The organism is Tatumella saanichensis, assembly GCF_000439375.1.
Lineage (GTDB): Bacteria > Pseudomonadota > Gammaproteobacteria > Enterobacterales > Enterobacteriaceae > Tatumella > Tatumella saanichensis.
On record NZ_ATMI01000054.1, the window covers coordinates 1 to 15,745 of the forward strand.

Here is a 15,745-nt window from a genome sequence, read left to right on the forward strand (position 1 = left end):
AACTCACCGCCACTGACGTGGCGGTTTTTTTATGTGTGGTCGTTGTGCCCTTGGTATTAAAAATTTTGTAAAGCACATTTTGATAAAAATAGGACGCGGACGATTTACTTCCGTGGTGGTTACTTTATTCTATCACCTTGATTTAGCTGCCCCCGGAACTGCATTTTCTTCGGGATTAAACAGACTTAGATATCATTCCAGATAAGGAACACGGGAGATAATGGAAAACCTTAATCACATTCTGTTTTTGTGGATCAATGCGACACCAGCATCACCCCATGCCCTGATCGATCTGGCGTTGTTTATTGCGAAAGATCTCATCATGGTGGTTCCTCTACTGATTATCACACTGTGGCTATGGGCTCCCTCTGAGCAGGTAGTCCCGCAACGGGTACTAGTGCTGAAAACGGGCACCGCACTGATCTACGCATTGGGGATTGCACTGGTGGTAGGCTGGTTTTTCCCCCATCCGCGTCCTTTTGCTATTAATTTTGGTTACCAATTCCTACGCCATAGCGCTGATGGCTCTTATCCCAGCGACCACGGCACTACTATTTTTACCTTCGCGTTAGCCTTTATGTGCTGGCACCGTTTTTGGTCGGGATTACTGCTATTGGTCATTGGAGTCGCCATCGCATGGTCACGGGTCTATCTGGGCGTGCATTGGCCGATGGATATGCTTGGTGGGTTTTTGGTGGGCATTCTCGGTTGCCTGGCCTCCCAACTGGGCTGGCAATTGTACGGCGAACGAATGCTGGCCGGCTTCAGTGCCCTCTACCGCCAGTTATTTGCCCCGTTAATCCGTAAGGGCTGGGTCCGCCATTAATACTAAAACGGGCAGCGAACTGCGCTGCCCGTCTGACTTATCAGCCAAACCAGCGATGATAAAGTGTGCTCACCTGCAAACTGACGAAATCCATCATCCTACTCAGCCATCCGCCCTGTGGCACATCTTCCATCACCACTAACGGTTTCTGATCAATCGTTTTACCGCTCAACTGGAAATTGACTGTCCCGACAACCTGACCTTTGGTCAGCGGCGCTTCCAATACCGGAGAGTTTAGGGTATAGGACGCTTTCAAATTATTCAGTTGGCCACGCGGCAGGGTCACCGCAGCATTGGTAATCACCCCAAGATCGGCTGTTTTACTGTTACCGTACCAGACACGCTGCTGGACGAATGGCTTATCATCTTTGATAGGTGATACTGTTTCGTAATTGCGGAAGCCCCAGTTCAGTAAGTTTTCACTTTCACGGAAACGGATAGCATCGGTTTTTGCTCCTAGCACCACCGAAATCAACCGCATATCACCAGAGGTGGCAGAAGCCACTAAGTTGTTCCCCGCGCCGGAGGTATAGCCGGTTTTAATGCCGTCGACATGCAGGTCGCTACTCCATAACAGCCGGTTACGGTTCGGCTGACGGATTTTATTAAAGGTAAACTCTTTCTGCTGATTCAGCGCATATTCATCCGGTACATCATGGATCAGCGCCTGACCGATTAAGGCCATATCCCGTGCTGTACTGAATTGTCCCGGTTCATCTAGGCCATGAACCGTTGAAAAATGGGTATTTTTCAGGCCCAGTTTTTTTACATAATCGTTCATCAGATCGACAAAAGCGCCTTGGCTACCAGCGACGTAATCTGCCAACGCGATACAGGCATCGTTACCTGACTGAACCACAATGCCTTGGTTAAGGTCCGACACCGAGACCTGGTCTCCAGGTTTGAGAAACATCAGTGAAGAACCGCGTAACTGCGGGTTACCGGTGGCCCAAGCATCTTGGCCAATAGTGACCATATCGCTGGATTTGATTTTCCCGCTTTTTAATGCCTGACCGATGACGTAACTGGTCATCATTTTGGTCAAACTGGCCGGGTCCAGGCGGTCATCAGCATTTGATTCTGCCAGCACTTTACCGCTGGCATAGTCCATCAGGATCCAAGCTTTGGCATCAAGTGTTGGGGCGTTATTAGGTTGTTCAGCATAACTCAGTGTCGGGGAAACCAGCAGCAGAGCTAGCATCACTGCGCGGGGTCGGGATAAGTGACCTGTAAGTTGCATCATTGACAGTCCGTCCTTGTTAGCAATAAGTAAAAATCGGCGTTAGCAGGGAACAGTGGCAGTGGTTCCCGGAAACGGCCTGATGACGGCGGGTCGCGGAGACCTGCAGCGGGGGGTTCCGGAGTCTGGCAGAACACTCTGCTGAATATTTAATCTGCTGATTTCGTTCCCGATACTATCAATAACATATGCAGACCGTGATTGTATATGCCGCCCACACATTTTCATTTTACTGCACCTACCGTCAACAACTCCTCCGTTTGACATCGCCAATCCCCTGCTCGTGAGTCCTGAGATCACCGTAGCGCAGCCTAAAATAGCGGATCAGAATAAAGTACAAATTCTGGCAAAGCTGGATTAAAATCGCGCGCAAAGCGCTATTGCTTATTCCGGAACGGAACCATGTCCAACGAAACTACACAACCCCAGACACCTGTCTCCCTGACGGATGCGCCGAAAGTGGGCTTTCTCTCACTTGGCTGCCCGAAAAATTTGGTCGACTCTGAGCGTATTCTTACCGCACTGAGGACCGAAGGCTATCAGGTAGTCCCCAGTTATGATGATGCCGATCTGGTGATCGTCAATACTTGTGGATTTATTGACAGCGCCGTCCAAGAATCTTTGGAAGCCATTGGTGAGGCACTGAATGAAAACGGTAAAGTGATCGTCACCGGCTGTCTGGGTGCCAAGGAAAACCAGATCCGTGAAGTGCATCCTAAGGTGCTAGAAATCACTGGACCACACAGTTATGAGCAGGTGTTGTCCCATGTCCATACCTATGCACCAAAACCAGTACATAACCCTTTCCTGTCGCTGGTACCGGAACAGGGAGTAAAACTGACTCCGCGCCATTACGCTTACCTGAAAATTTCAGAAGGCTGCAACCACCGTTGTACCTTCTGTATTATCCCGTCGATGCGTGGCGATCTGGACAGCCGTCCGATAGGTTCAGTACTGGATGAGGCCCGTCGTCTGGTCGAATCTGGTGTAAAAGAGTTACTGGTTATCTCTCAAGATACCTCGGCCTACGGGGTAGATGTAAAACACCGCACCGGTTTCTGGAACGGTTCACCGGTTAAAACCAGTATGGTCAGTCTCTGTGAGCAGTTAGCACGGCTCGGGGTATGGGTGCGTTTGCACTACGTCTACCCCTACCCGCATGTCGATGAGGTGATCCCATTAATGGCGGAAGGTAAAGTTCTGCCTTATTTGGATATTCCATTGCAGCATGCCAGCCCACGTATCCTAAAACTGATGAAACGTCCCGGTGCGGTAGAGCGAACCCTGGAGCGGATCAAACACTGGCGTGAAATCTGTCCGGAACTGACCCTGCGTTCAACCTTTATTGTTGGCTTTCCGGGGGAGACCGAACAAGACTTTGAGATGCTGCTGGACTTCCTGAGAGAGGCCCGTCTGGACCGCGTTGGCTGCTTCAAATACAGTCCTGTCGAGGGTGCCACCGCGAATCAGTTAGCGGATCAGGTCCCTGAAGAAGTGAAGGAGCAACGCTGGCATCGCTTTATGCAGGTTCAACAACAGATCTCCGCCGAACGTCTGGCCGAAAAAGTCGGTCGTGATATTCTGGTGATGATCGATGAGGTAGATGAAGAAGGGGCCACCGGACGTAGTATGGCTGATGCACCAGAGATTGACGGTTCCGTCTATCTGAACCAGGAATTTTCGGTGAAACCGGGTGATATCGTGCGGGTTCGGGTTGAATATACCGATGATTACGATCTGTGGGGATCATTAAGCTCCTGATCACACTAGCCGGATCCTCAGCACAGCGATCCGGCCTACTTCTCTGCGCAGCCATCAGCGCATATCCCCTTCCCGTCGTCAGGGCACGATTTTTTCGACCTAATAGCGTCTAAACTGTTATTCTGAGCCGACTTGGCGTCCCCGGAGCGACGCCCTTCCCTATTGTCCATTCCAGATAGCACTCAATCAGGCAGGAGCCACTATGGAACCTTTTACTTCCGGACTTATCTCTCTCGACGAAGCCCTGACCCTTATCCGTCAACCCTTGACTCCGGTTCGCGACAAAGTCAGCCTGGCGTTGGAAGACGCGAGTGGTCGTATTACTGCCGAAGCGGTCACTTCACCGGTGAATGTTCCCCCTTTTGACAACTCCGCGATGGATGGCTACGCCCTTCGCCTCGCCGATCTGGCCCTGTCAAAAGAGGTGACGTTGGCGGTCGCCGGTAAAGCACTGGCAGGCGTTCCGTTCCAAGGTGACTGGCCCGCCGGGACGGTCATCCGCATTATGACTGGTGCGCCACTGCCCGAAGGTACCGATGCGGTGGTGATGCAGGAACAGACCGAGAAGGTCGGGGAGCATATTCGTATAACTGCCGACGTCGTCGCTGGGCAGAATATCCGTCGCGCCGGTGAAGATATCCGCATTGGTGAGGCTGTACTGCAAGCCGGTGAAAGGCTGGGTGTGGCTCGGCTGCCTTTGCTCACATCACTGGGGATCAGTGAAATTACCGTCCTTCGTCGCTTGCGGGTGGCGGTGTTCTCCACCGGTGACGAGTTGGTGCCAGTGGGTCAGCCGCTGCAGGAAGGTCAGATTTACGACACTAACCGCTTTGCTATCCGTCTGATGCTGACCAAATTGGGCTGCGAAGTGGTCGACCTTGGGATCATTGCCGATGACCCGCAACAGTTACGGACGGCATTTGAAGAGGCAAACCGCCAAGCCGATGTGGTGATCAGCACCGGGGGCGTGTCAGTAGGAGAAGCCGATTATACCCGCGATATGCTGGAAACCCTCGGCTCCGTCACCTTCTGGAAATTGGCGATGAAACCAGGCAAACCTTTCGCCTTTGGTCGTTTATCGGAAAGCTGGTTTTGTGGACTACCGGGTAACCCCGTGTCAGCAGTGGTGACCTTTTACCACTTGGTCCAGCCGATGCTGACCACCCTACTGGGCATGAAAGATGATGGCCGACGTCCGCTGCTGTCCGCAGTCGCTGCTCAGGCAATTAAAAAATCCCCAGGTCGTCTCGATTTACAGCGTGGCCACTATCACTATAACAATGATGGGATACTGCAGGTAAAACCAGCTGGTCATCAAGGGTCCCATGTCTTCAGCTCATTCGCTAAGGCGAACTGTTTTATTGTCCTAGAAAGAGAGCGTGGCAGCGTCCAGGCTGGCGAAACCGTCACCATCGAGCCATTTAACACCTTATTGGAAGACTGATACCATGACGGTTGCACTGACGGATGAAGAGATCCTGCGCTATAACCGGCAGATTGTGCTGCACGGTTTCGACTTTGATAAACAGGAAAAACTGAAAGCCAGCAGAGTGCTGCTGGTGGGACTGGGTGGTCTAGGGTGTGCCGCTGCACCCTACTTGGTCACAGCAGGGATTGGCGAACTGACATTACTCGATTTTGATAAGGTCTCTCTCTCTAATCTGCAACGTCAGATCTTGCATACCTCAGAGAGCGTTGGATCAGCAAAAACCACCTCAGCCCTACAGCGTTTAACACCACTCAACCCACATACCCGCCTTATCCCGCTGGCTAGGCCCCTCAGTGAAGAAAACGCTGAAACGTTGATTATGCACCAGCATGCGGTGGTGGATTGCAGTGATAACCTTGCGACCCGTGAGCTGCTTAATCGAGTCTGTCACCGACATCGGGTACCGTTAATTTCCGGGGCGGCGATCCGGATGGAGGGCCAGCTGGCGGTGTTCCGCTGGCAGCAAAATGAGCCTTGCTATCGCTGTATCAGTCGGTTATTTGGTGAGCAGGATCTTAGCTGTGTCGAGGCCGGCGTCATGTCACCGTTGGTAGGAGTCATCGGCAGCTTGCAGGCAATGGAAACTCTGAAGGTTGTGGCGGAGTATGGGCAGAGCCCGGCAGGAAAACTGATATTCTATGAAGCCATGACCTGCCAGTTCCGTGAACTGCGGATCCCAAGAGACCCGCAATGTGAGGTATGCGGTCATTGACTGATAGCACAGCAGGCACCCGCGTGCGATGCCTGCTGTATAATGACTCAGACAATACCCTGACTGCGCAGATAATCTTCGTAGCTACCGGTGAAGTCAGTGATGCCTTGCGGTTTCAGCTCAATGACACGGGTTGCCAGCGAGCTAACAAATTCACGGTCGTGCGATACAAAGATCAATGTCCCTTCGAACATGTCCAATGCCATATTCAATGACTCGATAGATTCCATATCTAGGTGATTGGTCGGTTCATCCATCACTAAAATATTCGGTTTTTCCATCATCAGTTTACCGAACAGCATCCGCCCTTTCTCCCCCCCAGACAACACCTTGGCAGGCTTTTTAATATCATCTTGGGAGAACAATAAACGACCAAGGATGCTGCGTACTGCCTGCTCATCATCCCCTTCCTGTTTCCACTGACTCATCCAGTCAAAAACGGTAAGATCATTATCAAAGTCAGCGGCATGATCCTGCGCATAATAGCCCAGCTGTGCATTCTCAGACCATTTAACGGTACCAGCATCCGCGGCCAATTCACCGAGCAGAGTTTTCAGTAATGTGGTCTTACCGATACCATTGGCACCGATAATCGCAACTTTTTCCCCGACCTCGACCAACAGGTCGAGTTTGTTAAACAGCGGCCCGTTATCAAAACCTTTCGTCAATGCTTCGGTTTGTAGAGCATTACGGAACAGCTTTTTGTTTTGTTCGAAGCGAATAAACGGATTTTGACGGCTGGAGGCTTTCACTTCATCCAGTTTTATTTTATCCATCTGCTTAGCACGGGACGTGGCCTGACGCGATTTGGACGCGTTAGCACTAAAGCGGCTGACAAACGATTGCAGATCAGCCAACTGGGCTTTCTTTTTGGCATTATCGGCTAACAGACGCTCACGCGCCTGGGTGGCTGCAGTCATATACTCATCATAATTACCGGCATAGACCCGTAATTCGCCATAATCCAGATCAGCCATATGTGTGCAGACCATATTCAGGAAGTGACGGTCGTGGGAAATAATGACCATGGTGCTGTTACGTTCATTTAGCACCTGCTCCAACCAGCGAATAGTATCAATATCCAAGTTGTTGGTCGGTTCATCAAGCAACAAAATATCTGGTTCTGAAAACAGTGCTTGGGCTAATAATACACGCAGTTTCCAGCCGGGAGCCACTTCACTCATTAACCCATAATGCTGCTCAACAGGGATACCGACCCCTAATAAAAGCTCACCGGCGCGAGATTCGGCAGTATATCCGTCCATTTCGCCATACTGCACTTCCAGCTCTGCTACCTGGTAACCTTCTTCTTCACTCATTTCAGGTAAAGAATAAATACGGTCACGTTCTTTTTTGACATCCCACAGTTCGGCGTGCCCCATAATTACAGTGTCAAGAACTGTAAATTTCTCAAAGGCAAACTGATCCTGACGTAATTTACCAATACGTTCATTAGGGTCATAAGAAACGTTCCCACCGGTAGGTTGCAGATCCCCACCGAGAATTTTCATAAAGGTCGACTTACCGCTGCCGTTGGCACCAATTAAACCATAACGATTCCCTCCGCCAAATTTTACAGAGATATTTTCAAACAATGGCTTACTGCCAAACTGCATCGTCACATTACTGGTTACTAACACGGGATAGCCTTTTCAATAAATCGAACTCAAAAACAGGTCAGAAACCCAATGTTTCTGCCATCGAGGGTACTTCTGTATACATTGCCCCGGCAGGGCACAGGGTTCGGATCCGCTGCCAGCGGGAATACAGCTGTTACTGTGCATCATAATACGCCTTATTAAAAGCAAAAAAGCCAGTAACCTTAAGTTACTGGCTCTCCCATTAACAAGGAGTATTTGCTGATCAGATCAGGAAGTCTTCCAGACTTTTTCCTTCGTCCAGCGCCTTTTTAATCGCAGCTGGAGTACGGCCCTGACCAGTCCATGATTTGGTTTCACCGTTTTCATCAGTGTACTGGTATTTAGCCGGACGTGGTGCACGCTTAACGCGTTTCTTGCTGACTTCTGCAGTACCGATCAATTCATTCGGATCAATACCGTCTGCTAGCAGCATTTCACGATACTTCAGTAACTTCTCTTCTTTCTCGCGGTTTGCCGCTTGTTCAGCTTCAATTTCTTCGCGACGCTCTGTGACCACGATGGTCAGTTTTTCCAATACTTCTTCTAAATCACTCAGTGCCAGATCACGAGCCTGAGCACGCAGTGTGCGAATGTTGTTGAGAACTTTGAATGCATCACTCATCGTATTTATCCTTGCTTATCGGGTACAATTAACTCTGGCGCTGAGATTACCTAATTTAAATAAAAAAATAAATAGCTCGCAACGGATTAGATAATAATATCTCAAAGAGTAGCATTAAAGGTGACATTATCAAACGCAGTGCACTATCGACACATACTCCTGATACTTATCTTCTGAAACCGGTCCCTCAACGGTCCGATTGAAATTATTATATTTCCTTTAAGGACGAGATAGCTTCACTATTCTGACCAACTTATTTGTCACCCGTTCGCCAGCCTACCTCATTACCTATATGTCGCCTCGATATCTCGGTGTTAACAGATGCTATGTGAATAATCTGATTCCGAGGGATATTGTGTAAACAAGCGTCTATAGGGGGTCAATTATTTCTCTGACAATTAATTTTACTGTATCAATCAATTCGTGCAAAACATATCACAATTCTAAGCAAATAAACTGGAGAACGACCTAGTAACCTTACCTGTTTTGAGGTTATTCTCGCCTAGGGTGATGTATCGTTTAATAATAGTGATGAAAGGACAAGACTTCTGCGACCAGCCCCGGAGAATACCGGAGCAGGGGAATGTTGGCATATTTAGCGCTTTAAGGATGCTTGGCTACAAAAGGTTTTAAATATTTCTAACGTTTCTTCGCTAACATGATGTTCAATACCTTCTGAATCTCGGTGTGCCGTTTCCGGACTGACTCCTAGAGCCAATAGAAAATTTTCTACGATATGGTGTCTTTCACGGCTCTGTTGTGCCAAGGTTTCCCCTTCATCGGTAAGAAACACGCCCCGATAAGGCACCTGAATGACCAGCCCAACACAGGCTAATTTTTTCAGCATTTTTGCCACCGTCGGCTGTGAAACACCTAAACGAGCAGCCATATCCACCTGACGGGCCTCGCCGAACTCATGGATCAAATCAGAGATCAGTTCGACATAATCGTCAATCAGCTCACGGCGATGAGCCTCTCTGACTTGGCGGAACCCTTCAACATGTTCCTCAATATCTTTAATCGGTCCTGGCCGAGAACCGTTATCTGTGCGGCGATGAACCATTGAGCTTCCTCTTTTTAATCCTGACAGCTTCTGTAGGAAGTTGTCATTCTGCGGCGTATTGTAAACCACCCTCGGCGAAGCTCAAATTTTTCATTAATAGCACTGGCTAATAGGTATAGCATTTGCTATACCTTGTTTAGGTTCTGAGGTTGTTTTGCGCTTAACAGGAGGAAGATATGACTATGACCCCCAATTCCCCTCGCCGTCCCGCGGTGACGCAGGCAGAGCCTTGTCATTGCCTCGCATGCCTGTGTCGCTGTTATCTGCTGCGCTCACCGTTTAAAAATCGCTTAATGCTAGTCGAGCTTATTTATCAGTGGCTGACTCACAAACTGGCTCGCCCTACCCTGGCTTCACCCCAAAATTAACAAAAAAGAAACATAATATTACAATTTATATAGCCCTTAACGCCACAAATAACATTCTGTTTTACATAGCTTCACCAATACGATTAGTGAGCAAATTATCAATTTGCTGATAAACCTTATTGCCACCCTATAAAAAGTAAGGGATTAATTGAGCTCCCCCGGTTTCTCAGGTGATACCTGAAACTGTTTATGACGGAGCATGGTATGAAAAAACCACAGGATCCTCATCAGCCGGTCCCTGCCCGACGGCGCTTTCTGCAACAATCGTTATCCCTTATACCACTGGCCGTGGTCGGTACGGCTTCTTTTACCAGTGAGGCCGCGACGCCAAAATCCCCCGCCGTCTCCCAGGACTATGTGCCGCAATTCTTTGACCCTGGACAATGGCGTTTCATACTGGCAGCTACCGACCGGCTGATCCCGACAGATGAGCTCGGCCCCGGTGCAATAGCGGAAGGCGTACCGGTCTTTATTGACCGGCAAATGGAAGTACCTTATGGATACGGCCAACTGTGGTATATGCATGCCCCCTTTATCGCCAATACTGACCCCTTATTCGGCTATCAGTCTGCCCTGACCCCTCGGGAAATTTACCGACAGGGTATTGCGCTGACCAATGGCTGGTGTCAACAACAGTGGAAAAAAGACTTCGCTGATTTAAGTCACGACCAACAGGAACAGATCCTCACACTGTTGGAGAAAAACACCCTTAAAAATGATTCGGTCAGTGGTGCCTTGTTCTTTGAGCAATTACTGGAGAATACCAAAGAGGGGTATCTGGCAGATCCTATCCATGGTGGCAACCAGTCTATGAGCTCATGGAAACTTATTGGTTACCCGGGTGCCCGGGCTGACTTTACCGATGCCGTTGCACAGCCCAATGAGCCCTACCCACTGGGCCCAGTGAGTATCTCAGGAAAAAGGATGGTCTGATGGCAACTCAAAAAAAAGCAGCCGATATTGTGATTGTCGGTTTTGGCTGGACCGGGTCATTAATGGCACGTGAACTGGCAGAGACGGGGCTGAGTATTGTTGCCCTGGAGCGTGGCGAAGCACGCGATACTTACCCCGATTTTGCCTACCCGAAGATCACTGACGAATTGACCTATGGTGTGCGATTGAAGCTGTTTCAGAATGCCGCACGTGAAACCGTCACCATTCGTCATAATGTGTCTCAGACAGCCTTACCTTACCGTCGCTTTGGCTCGTTTTTGCCCGGTGATGGTGTTGGCGGAGCCGGAGTCCACTGGAACGGAATGCTGTGGCGCCCCTTGGGCGCCGATATCAAACTGCGCTCCATCATCATTGAAAAATACGGGACTAAAGTGATACCTGCCGATATGACCCTACAGGATTACCCCTTCACCTATGAGGAGATGGAGCCTTACTTCGATAAATTTGAGAAAATTTGTGGGGCATCCGGTCAAGCCGGTAACCTGCAGGGGAAAATTCAACCCGGCGGCAATCCCTTCGAGATGCCCCGACAGGATCCCTATCCGACGCCTGCCCTGACTCGCCTTTATTCTGGCGATCTGTTCGCCCAGGCCACCACAAAACTGGGATATAACCCGTTCCCAACCCCTGCGGCTAACTGTACGGCACCTTGGACCAACCCTTATAATGTTCAATTGGGCGTCTGTAATTACTGTGGTTTTTGCGAACGCTTTGGCTGTTTCAATTACTCAAAAGGATCTCCGCAGAGTTGCGTACTGCCTTCACTGAAGGCCTTTCCGAACGTAGAAATCCGACCTCGTTCCCAGGTGATCCGCGTCAATACCGATAGCAGCGGTAAACAGGCGACCGGAGTGACCTATATTGATGAGCAGGGGAATGAAGTCGAGCAACCGGCATCACTGGTGATCCTCGCAGCTTTCCAGCTACACAATGTCCGTTTGTTGCTGTTGTCAAAAATAGGGAAACCCTATGACCCGCAAACCGGCGAGGGTGTGGTGGGCCGTAACTATGCCTATCAGATGACCGGTGGCGCCAAGCTATTCTTTGGTCCTGATCACCGTTTCAACCCTTTCGCCGCCACCGGCACTACCTCTACTTTTATCGATAACTTTAATAATGGCAATTTTGATCAGAGTGATGTCGGGTTTATCGGTAGGGCCACTCTCTCTTCGAGCTGCACCGGGGGGCGACCTATTGCTCAAACCCTGCTGCCGTCTAAGGCGCCGCGCTGGGGCAGTGGCTGGAAGTCAGCCATTAAACAGCACTATAACCACAGTATGTTCATCGGATCTTCCGGTTCGGTCATGCCCTACCGGCAGTGTTATCTGGACCTCGACCCTACCTATAAAGATGTACACGGTCAGCCACTGCTACGCATGACCTTTGACTGGCAGCCCAATGAGTTAACCATGACTGGGTTTATGGCGGGAAAAGTGGAGCAGATTATCCAAGAGATCGCGCCACCGTCTTATGAAATGGGCTTTAAAAATGCCCACAGCCATTATGACGTCCGACCTTATCAATCGACCCATACCACCGGTGGTGCCGTGATGGGAGATTCACCGCAAACCAGTGTGGTGAATAAATATCTGCAAAGCTGGGATGTGCCGAATTTGTTTGTGGTTGGGGCTTGCAGCTTCCCACAAAACTTAGCTTATAACCCGACCGGTACCGTCGGTGCTACCACACTGTTTGCCGCAGATGCCATCAAAAAACAGTATCTGGCCTCCCCTGGCCCGCTGGTGAAAGTATAAGGAGAGACTGATGAATAAATGTATTGCATGGACTCCCTTGGCATTATTCGTCAGCGGTTATGCACTGGCAGTGCCTGCGGGACAGGATACCATCAGCCGCGGGGAATATCTGGCCAGGGCCGGAGACTGCATAGCCTGCCATACCAGTAACCCGGCACAGCCGTTTGCCGGGGGGCTAAAAATGTCCACACCAGTGGGGGCTATCTACTCCACCAATATTACTCCGGATAAACAGACCGGTATCGGCAACTACAGTTATGAGGATTTTGTTAAAGCGGTCCGTCAAGGGATCAGTAAATCTGGCGACACCCTCTATCCGGCCATGCCTTACCCCTCATTTGCTAAAATTTCCGATCAGGATATGCATGACCTCTATCAATATTTTATGAAAGGGGTTAAACCGGTGGTGCAACAGAATAAAGCATCCGATATTCCTTGGCCGCTAAGTATGCGCTGGCCTCTGGGGCTGTGGCGGAGGATGTTTACCGATGATAAACGCTATCAGCCGGTGGAGGGGAAATCAGCGCAATGGCAGCGTGGTGCCTATCTGGTACAGGGCCTAGGTCACTGCGGCGCCTGTCATACGCCACGAGGGATGGCATATCAAGAAAAAGCCGCTGATCAGACAGACTCAGCCTGGTTGACCGGCAGTGCATTGGATGGCTGGTATGCCCCTGATCTGACCGGCAGCCAACCCGATGGCTTGGGTCGCTGGTCGGCGCAAGAACTCAGTGACTACCTGAAAAATGGTGTTAACGCCCACAGTTCAGCGTTTGGCCCGATGTCAGAGGTGGTCAGCCATAGCCTGAGTTATCTCGACCAACAGGATGTGGATGCCATTGCTGAGTATCTGAAATCCCTGCCAGCCTCGCATCCGGACACAACCACTCCCTCGGCCCCGATACCCGATAACAGTACCGCCCAGGCTCTGTTCAAGGGGGATGTCTCTGCCCGTGGGGCGGCAGACTATCTTAATAACTGTTCGGCTTGTCACCGGTCTGACGGTAAAGGTTATGACAAAACCTTCCCAGCACTGGCGGGGAACTCCGCCCTGTTGAGCGATGATCCTTCATCAGTGATCCACATTATCCTGCAAGGAGGACAACGGGCTGTGACCGCACAGATGCCGACTGGATTAACCATGCCAGATTTTGGCTGGCGTTTGTCGGATCAGCAGGTGGCGGATGTAGCGACCTTTATCCGGCAAGGATGGGGAAATCATGCCTCTACAGTTACCCCGCAACAGGTGGCGGCTATCCGCAACAACTTATCGCCTCAAACCATCAGCGCCAAGCCTCAATAAACGGTAGGCATAAAAAAACGGCCCCTAGGGGCCGTTTTTACTGTTCCTGAAATCGTAATGAATTCAGACTCAGAATTAGAAGCTGTAACCAACGCCAGCGATCCAAGTGCCAACATCAACGTTACGGATGCGGCTCTGCTCGTAACCTACGTCAACTGCGAAGTTGTCGATTGGGTTGAACTGCATACCTGCACCGTATGAGAAACCAACATCTTTGAAGCCGGTTTTGTTATAGTCGGTCTGGTTGATGTGCTGGTAACGACCTGCACCGATACCGACAACACCGTAGATGCTTGCCCAGTCGTTCAGACGGAAAGCAGGACCTGCGGTCACACCGTAGTACTGACCTTTATTATAGGTGTCAGAGGTGTTGTTATCTTTTTCAGTGTAAGTGAAAGAACCGATCCAACCCAGAGGGTTAGAACCGTCTTCGTAACGGTATTTCAAGTTGAAACCGTTAGCTTTGTGGGCAACACCCTGGTAGTCGCTCTGCGCGTAACCGCCAGTGATGGTGCTTTGTGCCATTGCGGAACCAGCAGATACTGCCAGAACGCAAGCCAGTGCTGAAAGACATGCAATTTTTTTCATAATCACCTCAAATGTGAAACGACTTCTTAATTTCCTGACAACGATGAAAATATAACAAAAAATAGTGGGAAACTCTGCCCGAATTTTGTTGTCTAACAGATTGTTTGGTGTAACAGAAAGTTACCAGTCAGACATAATTGCCTGATTTAACTTTACTTTAATCTGCTTCAGAGCCCTAAACTATTTTGTGCTACCCGAGAATCTTTAAGGATATTCTTAATAATATAGCCGGTTTTTTTCACTTCGCCGCAAACTATAGTACAAAAAACAAGCTGTTGATAAGGTTTTTTTTTATTGTTGGGCATGTGTTGAGCACAGAGATAAGGTAGACTCGCCAGCGTTTTTCCCCTGTCATCACTTTTTCCTATGGAACTGCGCGGTATGGCCCCTTCTGAAAATAAAAAAAACAGTCAATTGTTATTCCCTGTCATGTTGCTGATTGTAGCCATGATGTCACTACAGGGTGCCGCCTCTTTGGCCAAGCACCTGTTCCCACTTGCCGGCGCTCCCGGAGTGGCAGCTATGCGATTAGGGTTATCCACGATTATGTTGTGGGTGATCTTCAAACCTTGGCGTCTGACATTCGGTAAAGAGAAACGTCGGCCGCTGATTTTTTACGGACTGGCTCTGGGCGGCATGAATATGCTGTTTTACTTAGCCCTTCGCACTATCCCCTTAGGAATTGGCGTAGCACTTGAGTTTATTGGCCCTCTGACACTGGCCTTAGCTAACGCTCGGCGCATTACCGACTTTATGTGGATCCTGATTGCGGTAGGTGGCCTGTGTCTACTGCTGCCACTCGAAACCGGATTGTCGAACGTCGATCCTCTGGGGGCAGTCCTGGCGATTTGCGCTGGTGCCTGTTGGGCTATCTATATCGTCTTCGGCCGAAAAGCAGGTAGCGGTCACGGAGCAGCCACTGTAGCCGTTGGGTCTGCTATAGCCTCACTGGTCTATGTGCCGGTCGGATTAGGTTTTGCCGAGAGTGGCCTATGGCACTGGCAGATCCTGCCATTAGCCTTATTACTGGCGCTGTTATCGAATGCCATACCTTATTCACTAGAGATGATGGCCCTGACTCGACTGCCAGCACGACTTTTCGGTACCTTGATGAGCCTAGAACCGGTAGTGGCCGCCCTTTCAGGACTGATTTTCCTTGGCGAGCATCTTAACCTGCCCCAGTGGCTGGGGCTGACGGCGGTCATTATCGCCTCTGCCGGCTCAACCCTGACCCTGCAATCCTCGAAACCACGCTTGCGGCGAGTAAAAGTCAGAAAATTCTCCCCCTCCTCTTCAGACCAGCGCTGAGGTGGGCTATCGGTTTCAGCGATAGCAGCAATTGAGTGTGCCGCCGTGCAAAAGCCACAGCGGTTGCTATACTTGTTTGCAAATGAAGTACTGATTCCGATTAATCGACCAAGAGAG

Annotated in this window: 13 protein-coding genes; 8 read left to right on the forward strand and 5 right to left on the reverse strand. The window is 50.0% G+C overall.

What is annotated here, in order from left to right:
• Positions 1-220 precede the first annotated feature (220 nt).
• The gene (ybjG, locus tag DW47_RS0114840) at positions 221-826 is read left to right on the forward strand and encodes an undecaprenyl-diphosphate phosphatase (protein WP_029687212.1); all 606 of its coding nucleotides are present in this window, start codon (positions 221-223) and stop codon (positions 824-826) included.
• Between the two features lie 40 nt (positions 827-866).
• Here ybjG and DW47_RS0114845 read toward each other — a convergent pair whose 3' ends face one another.
• On the reverse strand, positions 867-2,069 hold the full coding sequence (locus DW47_RS0114845; RefSeq protein ID WP_152473189.1) for a serine hydrolase: 1,203 nt from the start codon (positions 2,067-2,069) through the stop codon (positions 867-869).
• A gap of 399 nt (positions 2,070-2,468) precedes the next feature.
• On the opposite strand from DW47_RS0114845, the gene rimO reads away from it, so the two are divergent.
• The 3 genes from rimO to DW47_RS0114860 all read left to right on the forward strand — a co-directional run bounded on the left by rimO (position 2,469) and on the right by DW47_RS0114860 (position 6,028).
• Complete coding sequence (gene rimO, locus DW47_RS0114850) at positions 2,469-3,827, forward strand: 30S ribosomal protein S12 methylthiotransferase RimO (RefSeq protein WP_051150982.1); 1,359 nt, start codon at positions 2,469-2,471, stop codon at positions 3,825-3,827.
• A gap of 202 nt (positions 3,828-4,029) precedes the next feature.
• Complete coding sequence (gene moeA / locus DW47_RS0114855) at positions 4,030-5,271, forward strand: molybdopterin molybdotransferase MoeA (RefSeq protein ID WP_029687216.1); 1,242 nt, start codon at positions 4,030-4,032, stop codon at positions 5,269-5,271.
• 4 nt (positions 5,272-5,275) lie between these two features.
• Complete coding sequence (locus tag DW47_RS0114860; RefSeq protein ID WP_029687217.1) at positions 5,276-6,028, forward strand: molybdopterin-synthase adenylyltransferase MoeB; 753 nt, start codon at positions 5,276-5,278, stop codon at positions 6,026-6,028.
• A gap of 47 nt (positions 6,029-6,075) precedes the next feature.
• Here the strand turns inward: DW47_RS0114860 and DW47_RS0114865 are convergent, their stop codons facing one another.
• The 3 genes from DW47_RS0114865 to mntR all read right to left on the reverse strand — a co-directional run bounded on the left by DW47_RS0114865 (position 6,076) and on the right by mntR (position 9,353).
• Positions 6,076-7,668 (reverse strand): ABC-F family ATPase, encoded by a 1,593-nt coding sequence (locus tag DW47_RS0114865; protein WP_029687218.1) that lies wholly within the window; start codon positions 7,666-7,668, stop codon positions 6,076-6,078.
• A 223-nt stretch (positions 7,669-7,891) separates the two neighbouring features.
• Entirely contained in the window at positions 7,892-8,290 is a 399-nt protein-coding gene (locus tag DW47_RS0114870; protein ID WP_029687219.1) for an H-NS family histone-like protein, read from the reverse strand.
• A 595-nt stretch (positions 8,291-8,885) separates the two neighbouring features.
• Positions 8,886-9,353: a manganese-binding transcriptional regulator MntR gene (gene mntR / locus DW47_RS0114875; protein ID WP_029687220.1), complete on the reverse strand. Its 468-nt coding sequence runs from the start codon at positions 9,351-9,353 to the stop codon at positions 8,886-8,888.
• Between the two features lie 572 nt (positions 9,354-9,925).
• On the opposite strand from mntR, the gene DW47_RS0114885 reads away from it, so the two are divergent.
• Genes DW47_RS0114885 through DW47_RS0114895 form a run of 3 tightly spaced genes read left to right on the forward strand, consistent with a single transcriptional unit; the run spans position 9,926 to position 13,732 of the window.
• Positions 9,926-10,654 carry a gluconate 2-dehydrogenase subunit 3 family protein gene (locus DW47_RS0114885; protein WP_029687222.1) on the forward strand — a complete coding sequence of 243 codons (729 nt, stop codon included), beginning with the start codon at positions 9,926-9,928 and terminating at the stop codon, positions 10,652-10,654.
• On the forward strand, positions 10,654-12,429 hold the full coding sequence (locus DW47_RS0114890; protein ID WP_029687223.1) for a GMC family oxidoreductase: 1,776 nt from the start codon (positions 10,654-10,656) through the stop codon (positions 12,427-12,429). The genes DW47_RS0114885 and DW47_RS0114890 overlap by 1 nt, the downstream gene beginning before the upstream one ends.
• Before the next feature lie 10 nt (positions 12,430-12,439).
• Positions 12,440-13,732 (forward strand): c-type cytochrome, encoded by a 1,293-nt coding sequence (locus tag DW47_RS0114895; protein WP_029687225.1) that lies wholly within the window; start codon positions 12,440-12,442, stop codon positions 13,730-13,732.
• Positions 13,733-13,807: 75 nt separating this feature from the next.
• Here the strand turns inward: DW47_RS0114895 and ompX are convergent, their stop codons facing one another.
• Positions 13,808-14,320 (reverse strand): outer membrane protein OmpX, encoded by a 513-nt coding sequence (gene ompX / locus DW47_RS0114900; RefSeq protein ID WP_029687226.1) that lies wholly within the window; start codon positions 14,318-14,320, stop codon positions 13,808-13,810.
• A 381-nt stretch (positions 14,321-14,701) separates the two neighbouring features.
• Between ompX and rhtA the strand changes: the two genes are divergently transcribed.
• Entirely contained in the window at positions 14,702-15,628 is a 927-nt protein-coding gene (rhtA, locus tag DW47_RS0114905) for a threonine/homoserine exporter RhtA (protein WP_029687227.1), read from the forward strand.
• Positions 15,629-15,745: the final 117 nt, after the last annotated feature.

Excerpts from the sequence above, each read along its gene's own strand:
- ybjG (WP_029687212.1), top strand. The coding sequence starts at position 221 with ATGGAAAACCTTAATCACATTCTGTTTTTGTGGATCAATGCGACACCA.
- DW47_RS0114845 (WP_152473189.1), bottom strand. The coding sequence starts at position 2,069 with ATGATGCAACTTACAGGTCACTTATCCCGACCCCGCGCAGTGATGCTA.
- rimO (WP_051150982.1), top strand. The coding sequence starts at position 2,469 with ATGTCCAACGAAACTACACAACCCCAGACACCTGTCTCCCTGACGGAT.
- moeA (WP_029687216.1), top strand. The coding sequence starts at position 4,030 with ATGGAACCTTTTACTTCCGGACTTATCTCTCTCGACGAAGCCCTGACC.
- DW47_RS0114860 (WP_029687217.1), top strand. The coding sequence starts at position 5,276 with ATGACGGTTGCACTGACGGATGAAGAGATCCTGCGCTATAACCGGCAG.
- DW47_RS0114870 (WP_029687219.1), bottom strand. The coding sequence starts at position 8,290 with ATGAGTGATGCATTCAAAGTTCTCAACAACATTCGCACACTGCGTGCT.
- mntR (WP_029687220.1), bottom strand. The coding sequence starts at position 9,353 with ATGGTTCATCGCCGCACAGATAACGGTTCTCGGCCAGGACCGATTAAA.
- DW47_RS0114885 (WP_029687222.1), top strand. The coding sequence starts at position 9,926 with ATGAAAAAACCACAGGATCCTCATCAGCCGGTCCCTGCCCGACGGCGC.
- DW47_RS0114890 (WP_029687223.1), top strand. The coding sequence starts at position 10,654 with ATGGCAACTCAAAAAAAAGCAGCCGATATTGTGATTGTCGGTTTTGGC.
- DW47_RS0114895 (WP_029687225.1), top strand. The coding sequence starts at position 12,440 with ATGAATAAATGTATTGCATGGACTCCCTTGGCATTATTCGTCAGCGGT.
- ompX (WP_029687226.1), bottom strand. The coding sequence starts at position 14,320 with ATGAAAAAAATTGCATGTCTTTCAGCACTGGCTTGCGTTCTGGCAGTA.
- rhtA (WP_029687227.1), top strand. The coding sequence starts at position 14,702 with ATGGCCCCTTCTGAAAATAAAAAAAACAGTCAATTGTTATTCCCTGTC.